The sequence below is a fragment of the Bradyrhizobium sp. LTSPM299 genome (genome assembly GCF_000938235.1).
Lineage (GTDB): Bacteria > Pseudomonadota > Alphaproteobacteria > Rhizobiales > Xanthobacteraceae > Bradyrhizobium.
Map to the genome: position 1 here is coordinate 421,421 of NZ_JYMU01000085.1, position 13,464 is coordinate 434,884.

Genomic DNA, 13,464 nt, shown 5'->3' on the forward strand with positions numbered 1-13,464 from the left:
GTCATTCCTCGATCAGGACGAACTTACCGCCCTTGATTTGCGAAAGGAAGGTCGAGCGCTTGTCGAGACCCAGATGATCGGTCGGCGTGATGTTGAAGATACCGTTCACGCCAGGCCATTCCTTGGTGTGCTCCATGGCGTCCTTGATCGCGACGCGCGTCGCCGCGAGATCGTCGACCCTCGCTCCGGAAGCGGTCGCGCGCTGATAAGCGTCGACGGCCAGCATCATCGCGTCCCAGGACTGGCCAGCGAAGAGGTCCACCTTCCCCTTCCCGTAAGCGCCGTCGTACAGCTCGGCGAACTTCGCAAGCACCGGGCGAAGTGGATTGTCCTTCTTGATCTGGTCGTAGACGTTCAGCGCGCCGACGCCGACGATCGCACCTTCGACGTTGGCCTTGCCGATGTCGACGAACGCGTTGATCGACGAACCGCCCCCATGATAGATCGGCCCTGTGTAACCGACCCGCTTCAACGCCTCATGGGCGAGGTCGGCCGACGGCGGAATTGCGTGGATATATGCCGCGTCCAGCCCAGCCTGTTTCAGGCGTAGCGCCTGGGGTGTGAAGTTGGTGTCTTGACGTGCAAAGCGCTCGGTCGCGACCAGCTCGACGCCGGTATCCTTGGCGACGTTCTGAAGCTCCTTCAGTCCGCCCTCGCCGTAGGCGTCCTCCAGACCGAAGAAGCCGATCTTCTTGATGCCCTGACGCTTCATGTAGTCCAGCGTGCGTTGGAGCATCAGCTTGTCCGACGTCGGCGTCTTGAAGGTGAACGGGCGAGCACTCGCCGGCTCGACGATCGACAGCGAGGAAGCCATCGAGATCATCGTGACCTTGGCGGCGCTCACCGTGTCGATGATGGCCATGGAGCCCGGCGTGGTCGTGCAGCAGACGACGACGTGCGCCTTGTCCTCTTCGATCGCCTTGCGCGTGAGGCTGACGGACTTGGTGGGGTCGGAACCGTCATCGTATGAAATGACCTTGATCTTGAAGGGCAGATCGGTCCGGCTCGACCAGGCCTTGTCGAACAGCTCGACCGCATTGCGCTCCGGTGCACCGAGCGCCGACGCGGGCCCCGTCACGGCGATGATCGCGGCGATGCGCAGTTCGGGCTTGTCCTGCGCCATCGCCGCGCTCGAGATGGATACAGCGGCCAGTAACGCCGACACGCCGAGTGCGATGAACCCGCGCTTCATGGACGTTCTCATGTATCCCTCACTGTTGCCATTGTCGACGAGATCGTGGCACCGCCGCGCCGCGGGTGCTGTATCTACGGATACATCTGCGATTTTGTGCTGCTGGATACAGCCGGCACCGGCTCCGGAGCGGTAGACCCCCGATCTACTGAACAGACCAACAAAGGGAGAGCCGCGGCATGAACGGATGCACCGCTCAGGATTTTCGGACACTATTCCGCAGGCTGACCACCGGTGTGACTTTGATCGCGGTAGCGGGAGAAGCGGGCCCCATTGGCATGACAGTGAACTCGCTGACTCCGGTGAGCCTCGATCCGCCGCTGCTGCTGTTTTGTGCATCGCTGACCAGCGCGACGGCAAAGAGGATCGCCGCAGTCGGGTCGTTCTCCGTCAATGTACTATCGGCGGACCAACAGGACGTCTCCATGCATCATGCCGGCCGACCTCTGCCGGAGCCGACATGGCGTTGGCGGGAAAGCGAATGCATACCGTGGATCGAGGGAGCGAACGCGACGTTTCGCTGCCGGCTCGTCGCGGAACATCCCGGAGGCGATCACCGCATCCTCGTAGGCGGCATCGACGAGATGTTCGGCCCCGCTATCGCGGCGACGCCGCTGCTCTACCACGGCGGCAAGTACGCACGCCTGCCCTACAACGAAATCGATCCATACGAGCGCATCGACGATTTCTGGTGGACCGGCTGATATCGCGTCAGGCGTCGAGATCCCTGGCCAGGATCGTGTAACCATCCTCGACGGACAACATCCCCTTGTCGCGCAGCCGACCGAGCGTCCGTGTGACAGTTACGCGTGAGGTCCCGGTCATCGACGCGATCTGTTCGTGAGTGAGATACGTCAGAATCTTCCGGCCCCGTTCGTGATCGACAGCGAACATCCTGCTCAACCGGCTGAGCAGTTCGAGTATACGCTCTTCGGGATCGTTGGAGACGAGGTGCTCCAGCCGCAGCGCAAGAATCCGTTGCTTGAGACTGGTCAACCTCAGCAAGGCCAACGCGAATTCAGGATCTTCCCGCATCAGCCCCTCGAGGCGCGCGGTATCGAATTCGAGAGCTTCGGTCGCCTCGACGGCGACTGCCGACGAGAACCTGGGCAATCCGTCGAAGGCAGCGCCCTCGCCGCACAGGGCGTTCGGCCCCATGTTCTCCAGCACTAATTCGGTGCCATCCCGTCTGAAGATCGATACTTGAACAAGGCCCGATTTCACGAAGTAGAAGCACCTGTTGACTTCATCCTGCCGATAAAGTTGCTCACCTTCGGCAAATCGACGCAGCCGCACTTTCCCTTCGAACGATTGCAGTTTGGCCGCGAGCGCATCCGTCATGCGCCAAGTCGCGGCGGGCTTCTTCGCCATTCGTGCCCCTCCGCTGATTCCTCGAAAGGAACGACCGACACGTATCCGGCGATACAGCAAAGATGCCGCCCCCGCGATACTCCGTTCGAATGATAGCGCGAGAGGAGGCAATCGCAATGGGCTTGGCTCAGCGGACCACAGTCCCCACTTCGATGGAAGCCGGGGCCGAGAAGGTGCTCGAACGAACGGCCGAGCTTGTACCGTGGCTGAGCGAGCAGGCTGCGCGGGTCGAAGAGGCGCGGCGGATACCGGACGATGTGGCGGAACGCCTTTTCGAAACCGGGCTTTTCAACCTGATGCGCCCTACGCGCTTCGGCGGCTTTGGTGTCTCTCCCCGCTTTGCCTGGGAGGCGACCTTCAAGGTCGCATTCGGTTGCTCGTCGTCCGCCTGGCTCGCGGGACTGACAAGCGCCAACATCATCATGCTCGGCAAGTTCGCTGCCGACGCCCAACGGGAGATCTTCGCTCCCGGCGTATCGCCGATCGTCCCAATGCTGACGGGCGGCGTCGGCCAGGACATCAAGATCGAACCGGTCGAGGGCGGCATCGTCCTGGGCGGCCGATGGCGATATGCGTCTGGTGTGGACATTTCGGATTGGCTTGGCCTCCTGGTCAACATTCCGGGTTCCGGCGAGGTACCGGCTCCTCATGTAGTCCTCGTTCCCCAATCCGAATTCGCGATCGACCACGCCAGCTGGCGCGTGATGGGCATGCGGGGCACCGGCAGCAAGAACATCGCCCTCAGCAAGGCGTTTATCCCGTCACATCGCTTCCTGAGTTGGGCAGAACTGCAAGCAGGCAACAAGCATCCGACCTGCCCAAACACCGAGCCGGTTTACGAGTTTCCCTTGAACACAGCCAACGCGATGTCGGTTCTTGCTCCGACGCTTGGCGTTGCAAGCGCATGCAGCGAGGAATGCATCAAGATCATTCGAGGCCGCGTCAGTTCCGGCAATCAGCAAGCCCAGATCAACGACAAGATCGCGCAGGTGGACGCCGGCAGCAGCGCAGCGACCATGAGCCTTCTCCGCGATTTCCTGATTTCTGAAACGGTCGCGATCGAAAGCCGGATACTTCAAAGCGGCCCCCTCACTCACGAGGAGCGTGGACTGAGCCGCGCAAAGGTCGCGATCGCCTCCCGCCAGGCGCTGAGCTCGGCGCAACGGTTGTTCACCGCGCTGGGTGGCTCACTGCTGCCGGAGGGTACTCGGATCGAGCGTCTTTTCAGGGATATCCACGCGATGAGCTCACATTATCTGCTGCAGCCCGAGCCCATCGCCGAAGCCTATGGTCGTCTACTGCTCGGCCTCGAACTAACTCCCGGAACCCGGCTCTAACATTCGTAACCAAAGGTATCTCGAATGACAAAAACTCCCTATGCCTCCAAGAACCCGATCTTCACTGCTGCAGGCGGTGGGACCATTTTCGACAAATTTCAGTATTCCTCCGCGGTGAAAGCCGCAGGCCTCATCTTTGTCGCTGGTCAAATCGGACTCAATGCCGACGGCTCGATGCCCGAAAAGCCCGAGCAGCAGTTCGTCAACGCGTTCGAACGTCTCAAGCTGGTTCTCGAAGAAGCCGGTGGCCAGATGAGCGACCTGGTCGAGCTCGTTTCCTATCATGTCGGCTTGAATACCAATAACCATCTGGCCGATTTCATGAAGGTCAAGGAGAAGTATGTGCCGGCGCCGTTCCCGACATGGACCATTCTGGACATCGCGGGCCTGGCCCGTCCGGGCCTAATCATCGAGATCAAAGCGGTCGCAGCGGCGAAGAACTGAACGTTATCCGTTTCTCCCAGACTACGTCGGGGCCATACCGAGACTACGTCGGGGCCATACCGGCGCCGACCGCTCTTTCAAAGCAGTCGATGATTTTCCTTCGATCGACATCGCCCGCGAAGCGCGCAATCTCACGATCAACCAAACGCCGTCGTAAGCCGAAATTTGTACGCCAGCGAGAACTCGTCGGCGAGCAGTTGGTACTGCAAGGATTCTGGCACAACGCTCAAGTGTTGTTAGCGTTTCGCTTTTCGAGATGTCCCGGTCCAATCCATCATTAGCGCGACGGAAAAGCGGTAGGCTAACATGTTGATGTTATTTCGCTTTATCATCGTATCCGGAATGGCTGAGTTTTGGGTCGACAGAAATTCAGGGTTGTCCGTCGGATCAGGCAAATCGCGATATCGCGAACGGCCGGACATTGATGCCGGCGTCCCTGCCCGCAATGAGATCGGCCACGATCCGGCCTGTGACCGGGCCCGATGCCAGACCGACATGTCCGTGACCGAAGGCGTGGAAGATGTCCGGCGAGGCCGAGGCTACGCCGATGACGGGACGACCGTCAGGCGTCGATGGCCGATGCCCCATCCAGCGGTCAATCGTCAGGCCCGCGCGCGGGCCAAGAGCGGGGTACGTCGCAAGGGCATGCCGAACAAGGATCTCAACGCGGGCCCAGTCAGGCTCTGCGTCGACGTGCGCGAGCTCGACCTGCCCGGAGAGCCGCAAGCCCGCGGGCGTCGGCGTATTGGCCATTCTCCCATCGCTCGGCATGATCGGGAGCCGCGGACCGGCTGCTGGTGATGCGATGACACCGTGATAGCCGCGCTCACTCGCAAGCAGCACCCGGTCGCCCGCCGCATGCGCCAGGCCCTTGGAATGGATGCCGGCGCAGATCACGGCGCGATCACAATCGATCCGGCCTTGGTCGGTCGTCACCGCCGCGAGACGACCCTTGACCACGGCAAAGCCCGTCGCGCGCGCCTGGCGAAGGACAGCGTCGCGCTCACGCGCAGCGTGCACGATGGCCGCCACATAGGCGCCCGGATCGGTACAATGTGCGCCCTCTGCGACGAAGGCGCCGAACCGATAGGTAGAACTCAAATCCGGCTCGCGCCGTCGCAATTCCTCAGTGTCGAGCTCGACCCATCGTACCCCATTCTCTCGTCGAAGCCGCCACGCAAACGCGTCGTCCGCGAAGGCCTTCCGGTCGGGATAGGCATAAAGCAGACCCGTCCGTGATATATAGTCGGGCTTGCCGATCTCTTTCGCCAGGACGACGTGGCGCTCCGGACTGTCATGCAGGATCGAGGCGAGAACGCGGGCGGTTTCCTCGACCTTCGGGACAGTCCATCCTGCCGCCAGGAATTTCAGCAACCACGGCGCCAATGCGGGCAATGCCGTCCAGCGCAACACAAGCGGTCCGTTGTGGTCGAGCAGATAGCCCGGCACCTTGCGCCACAGGCCGGGCATCGACATCGGGATGATCGACGCGGGGCTGATCCAGGCGCCGTTGCCGTAGCTTGCCGCCTGGCGGCCGCCGGGCAATTCCGGTTCGATGATCGTTACCTGATGTCCATCAGCGACCAGCTCCCACGCTGTCGCGGCTCCGACGATGCCCGCTCCGATGACGACAACATGCTGACTCATATGCTTCCCACGGACCGGATACCGATGCCGCTAAGCGGTAGCGAGAACGCGGGCATTGGCGCGTACCGAAGCTTCGCTGACGCGAATGCCGAGGCCCGGGCCGTCGGGAACGACCACATGGCCGCCGCGGTTGAGGACCCGCTCTTCCAACACATCCTCGGTGAGCACATGGTGCGGCATGTAGAATTCGCAGCCGAGCGAGATGCCCGACGTCGCCGCGATCAGTTGCGTCCCGGCGGCTAGCCCTATGCCGCCTTCCCACAGCGTGCCGCCATAACCGGGCAGGCCGGCAATATCGGCGATCGCCATGATCGCCTGCGCCTCGAACAGGCCGCCGGCCTTCATCAGCTTGATCGAGACGGCATCGGCCGCCTCGCGGCGCACCACCTCCATCATGTCCCGGCGGTCGAAACAGCTTTCGTCGGCGAGTACCGGCGTTTCCAGCGCCGCGGTGAGCTGCGCCATGACGTCGAGAAATCTGCGCGGCACCGGCTGCTCGATGAAGGTCGGCGCAAACTGCTCGACATCGCGCAAGATCTTGATGGCGCCGAACGGCGCTAGCGCCTGGTTGTAATCGACGCGAAGGTCGACCTTGTCGCCGAATTCGTTCCGGATCGCTTCGAGATGGTCGAGATCCTCGCGATGCGGCTTCACGCCGGTCTTGACCTTGTAGATGACATTGCCGTCCGGGACCATTTTACGCATGCGCTCGAGATCGGCGGCGAAATCCGGGTCGGCGATCGAAAAGGAGAGCGGGATCGTGTCGCGCACGCGGCCCCCGAGGAGATCGGCGACCGAGAGCCCCGATGAGTTGCCGACGATGTCGAGCAGCGCCATCTCGATCGCGACCTTCGCCTCGGCATGCCCGACCAGCGCGCGGTCGAGTTCGGCCATTAGCGCGCGGATGCGGCGGACCGGCTTGCCGAGCAGGACCGGCCGCAGATAGATGTCGAGCGCGGAAAAGGCTGCCTCCGGCGTACCCGTAAACACTTCCCACGGTGCTGCTTCGCCCCAGCCGATCACGCCGTCGCTTGACGTCAGTTCGAGCAGCACGCGCTTCACCGTGCCCTTGACGTTCCCAACGCCTTGCAGGCGCGCCATCTTGATCGGACTTTCGATCAGGAAAATCCGCAAGCGCTCAATCGTTGCCTCGATCACAGAGTACCTCTCCATTGGTGCGCCATTTCCGGCCTTCCTCGTCGCCCGATCAGCTGCTTGCGACGACTGCCGCCGGTAGGCCGCTGCGGTGAAAATGACTCAGGAAAGCGCGCGTCGCAGGATCGCGCGGCGCGTCGATGACCTGCCGCGCCGGTCCCTCCTCCACGACGACGCCGTCTCGCATGAAGACGACCGTATCAGCGACCTCGCGCGCAAAGGCCATTTCATGGGTGACAAGCACCATGGTCATTCCCTCAGCGGCGAGCTGGCGCACGACCGCGAGAACCTCGCCAACCAATTCAGGATCAAGCGCAGACGTCGCTTCGTCGAACAACATCACTTGCGGCTTCATCGCCAAGGCACGCGCGATGGCCACGCGCTGCTTTTGGCCGCCCGACAGCTTGTCCGGCGCGACGTCTGCCTTGTCCTTTAGCCCAACCTTCTCCAGCAGACCGAGGGCGGTCGCGCGCGCCGCCTCCGGCTGAACCTTTAGGACCGTGACCGGTCCTTCCATCACGTTTTGCAGCGTGGACATATGGGGAAACAGGTTGAAGTTCTGGAATACCATGCCGGTGCGCGCGCGGAATGCCGCGAGCTCCCTGTCGCGGGGCAATTTGTCGCCGTTGGAGAAATCCACCGTGCTTTCGCCAACCCGGATGGCGCCGCTGTCAGGAAGCGTCAACAGATTGAGGCAGCGTAGCAGCGTCGACTTGCCCGATCCGCTGGGTCCGATGAGCGCGACGACACCGCCGCGGGGTACACGCAGCGACATGTCTTTCAGGACGCTGACAGCCCCGAAGGACTTCTTTACGTGAACCATTTCGATCATCGGAGCATCAGACACGGGACCACTTCCCTTTTTGATGGACATTGCCGTGCTTCACCGCGCCAGCCGTGCTTCGAGCACGCGGGCGACACGAGTCATCGGGAACAGAATGATGAAGTAGATGACCGCGATCATCGTATAGGTCTCCAGCGGTCGATAGGTTGCGGAGGTGATGAGTTGTCCCTGGTAGAGCAGGTCCGGCACCGCCAGCACCGAGAGCAGCGACGTGTTCTTGAGTTGCAGCACGGCCTGATTGACCAGCGGCGGGATCATTCGCTTCAACGCCTGCGGCATGACGATGCGCTTCATCAGGTCGAAGCGGCGCATACCCAGAGCGCGGCCGGCGTCCCACTGCCCCATATCGACCGACACGATCCCGCCGCGAATGATCTCCGAATAGAAGGCGCCGCCGTAGAGGCTGAGCGCGACGAAGGCCGCGACCGCGGGCGAAAGCTCGACACCAATCAGGACCGGAAGCGCGTAGTAGATCCACACCAGCTGCACCAGCACGGGCGTACAGCGAAAGACCTCGACAAGCATGACGAGCGGCGCCGAAACGAACCTCAGATTGGACAGGCTTGCGATCGCCACCACGCAGCCGACCGCAAAGCCGGTCACCGCGGTGAGGACCGTAAAGCCGATCGTATAGGCGGCGCCGACGCCGATAACCCTGCTGTATTGCAGGAGGAACCCGAAACTCCAGTCGTAATGCATCGCACCTATCCCATGCCAATCGATTGCGAATAGGCGGTCTGGGTCAGCTCCGAATAGAACCAGCGCCCGAGCGTGATGATGTCGTAGACCGGCAATCCGAATGCGCGCGACACGCGATCTCTATGTCGAGCATAATGATGCCCAGCGGAGGATGTCGCCCATGTTGCATCGATCAAATGTCCCCCGGCGCGTCGGATATAGATTGGTCCAAACCTGAATGCCTTCCTGATGCAAAACTGCCCGCGTCATGCGAAGACACGGGCAGCCTGATCGATAGGGTCAAAACTGGAGCCCGGGAGGAACGTCCTGCTCCTGGATATTGACGAGCGAGAGACTCGACAGGATCCACTCGCGTATCGCACCGAGGGAACGGTTGTATTCGAGCCAGTTGTCGACATAGGTGCGGAAGCGGCTATCGGAATCCACGCGCACGCCGCAGCAGGTCGGCTGGGACGCGACCGGCGCCGGGACGACGACTTTGCCGACTTTCGCATTCTTCTTGACCGTCACCAGAGAGAGCATCGCCACCTGGATCAGGCAATCCGCCCGTCCCGACTGCACGGCAAGTACGGCATCATCTGCAGTCTTGAGCGCGACGAGCGTTGCCTTGGGAATGGTTCGCCGTGCGAAGAGATCATGGGAGGAGCCGATGTCCACAGCGACCCGCACCTCCGGCTTGTTGAGATCTTCCCATAATTTTGGCTCGAAACCGGATTTGGCGATGAGGGTAAAAGTGTTGTTCATGATCGGGCGCGAAAATTCGAGGATCAAGGCGCGCGAAGGTATTGGACTGAGTCCGAACATGATGTCGATCTTGTTGGCCTGGAGATCGAGAACAGAGTTGCCCCAGGTCGACTCGATGATTTCGACCTCTGCCTCCATGGATTTGGCGAGGTCCGTAGCCATGCTCACGCAAAAACCCGACCATTGCCCCGTCGCAATATCCTTGTGGTAGTAAGGTTCCGTGCCGACGACTCCGGCAATCCGAAGCTTCCTCGTCCTGCGAATTTGAGCGAACGTGCTCTCCGCCGGAGGTTGGCCTTCGGCAGCAGCCTGCGAGACGGCAGAGCCGGCGGCCATAGCGACCGCTGCGGCGCCGAGCCCAACGAGTGATCCGATTTCACGACGACTGACCATAGCAAACTTCCCCTCTTGTTGAATTCCTCAAGCCGTGATGCTGCGGAATTCTGCCTCCGGCTCACAGCACTTACGCAGCCCTCTTGGTAGCGAATTGAATGGCAAAGTCACTGGTTTCGGAGCTGCGTGCCTCCCTGACCAACCTGCCGCCTGCGCGCGTGGACAGGAAATCGGACAGGCTCGCATCCTCCTGCCGCACGAAGCCCTTTGCCGGAAGCTTGCCCGACAGGAAGAGTTCGACCATGGCGACGCAGCCGGCCGCCGTCGTCAGCTGGATCGCGCCGAGTTCCGGCCGTCCATCGTAGCGCAGCACGATGCTGTCCTCCTCCATGCGGCCATTGCGTTCACCGATGCCGGTGACGAAGATCACCACGACATCCCTGCGCGTGAACGGCGCAGCGCGGCTAAGAATGCGGCGCATGGTGTCGCGATCGTCGGCGAGCCCCAGCCCTTGCAGCAGAAGCTTCATGATCTCGGCGTGGCCGGGATAGCGCAGTGTCTTGTAGCTCATGTCGCGGACCTTGCCGGCCAGCGTCTCGGTCAATGTGCCGAGGCCCCCGGAGGTGTTGAAGGCCTCGTAGGCGACGCCGTCGATCATGACGCTCTCGGCGCCCTCGAGTGCCGGCACCGATATCGACTTGCCGTCGAATACGATCTCGCAGGGATTGCAGTACTCATTGATCAGGCCGTCGATGGACCAGGTGACGTTGTAGCGCAAGGCGTTGGTGGGGTAGAGCGGCAACGCGCCGACGCGCATCTTGATGGTCTTCACGGTGTCGAAGCGTGCCGCCATATCGGCCCCGAGCACGCAGATGAAGCCCGGCGCCAGGCCACACTGCGGCGCCAGCATCACGTCGGCGCCCGCCGCGATCTCCTTGATGTACGTCGTCGTCGCCACGTCTTCGGTCAGATCGAAATAGTGCGTTCCGGTTTCCACAGCGATCCGTGCGATACCCTGGTTGAGAAAATACGGACAGGCGCTGACGACGATATCCTGATCAATCAAGAAACCGCGTACCGCGTTGAGGTCTCCGGCATCCACGACCTTGGTAGCGAAGGTTGGGCCGGCACTCAAGGCGAGTTGCGTCTCTGAAGCGTCAGCCAATGTGACTTTGTGCCCCTGCTCCGCCAGCATCCCGGCGATGACGGCGCCGATCTGCCCGGCACCAAGGACGGCGATGTTTTTCGACGAATGAACCATGTTGAAACCTCTCTAGAGCGCAGCCTGGACGCCGACGGCCGCCGGATCGGCGCCCACCTTCGTCAGCCATGAGAACACCGGCGGCAGCCGATCGGCGATGGATTCGACCGCGACGTCGAGAAAGACCGGCTCGCTGAGCGTGAAAGCTTCGCCAAGAGCTGTCTCCAGTTGCGCCGGCGTCTCGACCCGGTAGCTGCGGATCCCGTAGACGGCGGCCAGCTTGCTCATATCATATTTGCCGAAATCGACGCCGAATGTCGGGTCGTTGGTCGCCGCGTCCCGACCACCGCGCGCGGAAGCCTTGCGGGCATGATCGCGGTCGACGACCCGCTGCAGCGCCTTGATCCAGCCGAAGCAAGCATTGTTGAAGTGGATCAACACGGCCGGGATCTGCAGGCGCGAGAGCGTCTCGAGTTCACCGGCCGACATGCCGAGCGAGCCGTCGCCGAACAGGCCCACGGGCCTCAAATGCGGGGCGGCGAAATAGGCCCCGACGACGGCCGGAATGGCGTAACCCAATCCACCATAGAAGCGCGGGATCACGAGCCTGGACTGCGGATCGCGCAGTCGGAGGAAGCGCGTCGCGTAGGGCGTCGGCGTGCCAGCGTCCGACACCACGTTGCAGGGCGTCGGCAGGCAGCGGTTGAGCGTTTCAATCACCCGTTCGGGGCGCAGCGGGACCTCGTCGCTCTCCAATTGCGGCGCCATCGCATCCCAGAACTCCGCACGGCGGCCGTTGATTTCGGCGACCCATCCCGCCGACGACGACGCGCGATCCGCGGGGACCTTGGCGAGTAGCGCATCGACGACCGCGCGGACATCGCCCACGAGCGGAAAATCGATGGCATAGGTGTTGCCGATGACCTCCGGTTCGAGATCGACCTGAATGATCCTTGTCGCTCCGTTCGGGATCGGCCACTGCCAGTTCATGGTGGCGACCGACCCCATGCGACAGCCCACATAGATCACGAGGTCGGCGCGTCCGAGCGCCCACACCGCGTGCGGATGAAAGCCATTATCGCCGATGATGCCGATGCCGAGCTTGTGGTCATCGCGAATGACTCCCTGCCCGGTGATCGTGGTGACGACCGGAATGCCGAGCCGTTCGGCAAGCGCGGTGATGGAAGCTGCGGCGCCGGACCGATTGGCACCACCGCCGGCGACGATCAGCGGGCGCTCGGCGGTGAGAATGGCGTCGATCGCCGGGTCGAGGTCGCAATCCGGCGGCCTGCTCCGATAGGATGGCGCCTGTCGGCATTGCGGTTCGACATGCAGCGACACCCCCTCCTCCGGCATATCCTGGTAGAGAAGGTCCTCGGGCAGCGCGAGCACGACAGCCCCCGGACGACCACCGGTCGCCTCGCGGAAGGCACGACGTATGATCTCGGGCAACTTCCCGACGTGACCCAACGTCTCGGCGCGCTTGCAGACCGGCTTGAACAATTCTTCGACGGGCAATTCGGTCAAGGTGCCGCGCCCGACACCAGGCTGCGGGATGTCGTTGACGAGAAGGATCACGGGCACCGAGGACTTGTTGGCTTCGGCCACGCCCGGCAGACCATAAAGTGCGCCGGCGCCACTCGGCACCTCCGCGACACCCGGTTTGCCCGAAAGGCGCGCGTAGCAGTCCGCCATAAAGACTGCCGAGCGTTCGTCCCGACACAGGATGTGACGCGGAGCGTCCTTGACCGTCCTCAATGCCTCGTAGAGCGCGACATTGGTGTCGCCGGGAACGCCAAAAATGACATCAACACCGTATCCCGACAGCATGCTCACGAGAGCAGTTGCACCATTCATTTCGAACGCTCCTTGATCTTGTTTTGTTATTCAGGAGCATAGGCGCGACATAAATATCCAAACCGCCGGCTATAGGAATAATATTGTTACATTCCGCTGGCTTAACCTCCGTTTCGATGGGAAATGAGAAATTTTGCACATGAATGTGGCGCGCTGATCGTCTCGCAGGCAGGCTTTCGCCTGGCTTCTACTCACCTTTCGAATTTTCTGGCGAGCAAAACGGACGATGTGGTGCGCCTAACGCCGTCCATCTCGGCGATCCAGTCGATGACCTCGTCGAGATGAACGGAGGTCGCGCAATTGATCTTCACAAAGAGATCAAAGGGGCCGCTCAGCGTATAGCAATTGACCACTTCGGCTCGCTTGCGCAAAGCTGCAATGACGTTGCCCTGCTGCCTGACCTCGAGCTCGATCAGGATAATCGCCGAGATCGCCGTAACATGATCTCCCTTGCCTAGAATGGCGGTGTAGCCGGCGATCGTTCCCTGCTTCTCCAGCCGTGCCATTCGCCCCTGCGCGGTCGCGCGGGACACGCCGAGCGCCTTGGCGATATCGGCGACAGAGGTCCGCGCATTCGCAATCAAGATGTTGAGGAGATCCTGGTCCTTCCTGGCGTCCGCTGGACGGGCCATTTTTACCC

General features: G+C 61.9%; 13 protein-coding genes. 3 read left to right on the top strand and 10 right to left on the bottom strand.

The annotated features are described in order from the left end of the window. Position 1 precedes the first annotated feature (1 nt). On the bottom strand, positions 2–1,192 hold the full coding sequence (locus tag UP10_RS37620; protein ID WP_044592160.1) for an ABC transporter substrate-binding protein: 1,191 nt from the start codon (positions 1,190–1,192) through the stop codon (positions 2–4). 179 nt (positions 1,193–1,371) lie between these two features. Here UP10_RS37620 and UP10_RS37625 point away from each other — a divergent pair, with 179 nt between their 5' ends. After that, the gene (locus UP10_RS37625) at positions 1,372–1,896 is read left to right on the top strand and encodes a flavin reductase family protein (RefSeq protein WP_044592161.1); all 525 of its coding nucleotides are present in this window, start codon (positions 1,372–1,374) and stop codon (positions 1,894–1,896) included. Positions 1,897–1,903: 7 nt separating this feature from the next. Here the strand turns inward: UP10_RS37625 and UP10_RS37630 are convergent, their stop codons facing one another. After that, positions 1,904–2,563 (bottom strand): Crp/Fnr family transcriptional regulator, encoded by a 660-nt coding sequence (locus tag UP10_RS37630; RefSeq protein WP_044592162.1) that lies wholly within the window; start codon positions 2,561–2,563, stop codon positions 1,904–1,906. A 116-nt stretch (positions 2,564–2,679) separates the two neighbouring features. Here UP10_RS37630 and UP10_RS37635 point away from each other — a divergent pair, with 116 nt between their 5' ends. Both UP10_RS37635 and UP10_RS37640 read left to right on the top strand, forming a co-directional pair. Then, positions 2,680–3,900 (top strand): acyl-CoA dehydrogenase family protein, encoded by a 1,221-nt coding sequence (locus UP10_RS37635; protein WP_197087003.1) that lies wholly within the window; start codon positions 2,680–2,682, stop codon positions 3,898–3,900. Positions 3,901–3,924: 24 nt separating this feature from the next. Further along, positions 3,925–4,344 (top strand): RidA family protein, encoded by a 420-nt coding sequence (locus tag UP10_RS37640; RefSeq protein ID WP_044592164.1) that lies wholly within the window; start codon positions 3,925–3,927, stop codon positions 4,342–4,344. Positions 4,345–4,731: 387 nt separating this feature from the next. Here the strand turns inward: UP10_RS37640 and UP10_RS37645 are convergent, their stop codons facing one another. From UP10_RS37645 to UP10_RS37680, 8 genes are all read right to left on the bottom strand, one after another. Further along, entirely contained in the window at positions 4,732–5,991 is a 1,260-nt protein-coding gene (locus UP10_RS37645) for an NAD(P)/FAD-dependent oxidoreductase (protein WP_044592165.1), read from the bottom strand. A gap of 30 nt (positions 5,992–6,021) precedes the next feature. Beyond that, on the bottom strand, positions 6,022–7,149 hold the full coding sequence (locus UP10_RS37650; RefSeq protein WP_044592306.1) for a muconate cycloisomerase family protein: 1,128 nt from the start codon (positions 7,147–7,149) through the stop codon (positions 6,022–6,024). A gap of 49 nt (positions 7,150–7,198) precedes the next feature. Continuing rightward, positions 7,199–7,993 carry an amino acid ABC transporter ATP-binding protein gene (locus UP10_RS37655; RefSeq protein ID WP_044592166.1) on the bottom strand — a complete coding sequence of 265 codons (795 nt, stop codon included), beginning with the start codon at positions 7,991–7,993 and terminating at the stop codon, positions 7,199–7,201. A 36-nt stretch (positions 7,994–8,029) separates the two neighbouring features. Next, a complete protein-coding gene (locus UP10_RS37660; RefSeq protein ID WP_044592167.1) occupies positions 8,030–8,689 on the bottom strand; it encodes an amino acid ABC transporter permease in 660 nt (219 codons plus the stop codon). Between the two features lie 279 nt (positions 8,690–8,968). Further along, complete coding sequence (locus UP10_RS37665) at positions 8,969–9,826, bottom strand: transporter substrate-binding domain-containing protein (RefSeq protein WP_044592168.1); 858 nt, start codon at positions 9,824–9,826, stop codon at positions 8,969–8,971. 70 nt (positions 9,827–9,896) lie between these two features. Next, positions 9,897–11,027, bottom strand: a complete 1,131-nt coding sequence (locus tag UP10_RS37670; protein WP_044592169.1) for a saccharopine dehydrogenase family protein — start codon at positions 11,025–11,027, stop codon at positions 9,897–9,899. A 12-nt stretch (positions 11,028–11,039) separates the two neighbouring features. Continuing rightward, complete coding sequence (locus UP10_RS37675) at positions 11,040–12,824, bottom strand: thiamine pyrophosphate-binding protein (protein ID WP_044592170.1); 1,785 nt, start codon at positions 12,822–12,824, stop codon at positions 11,040–11,042. A gap of 191 nt (positions 12,825–13,015) precedes the next feature. Then, positions 13,016–13,456, bottom strand: a complete 441-nt coding sequence (locus tag UP10_RS37680) for an Lrp/AsnC family transcriptional regulator (protein ID WP_044592171.1) — start codon at positions 13,454–13,456, stop codon at positions 13,016–13,018. Positions 13,457–13,464: the final 8 nt, after the last annotated feature.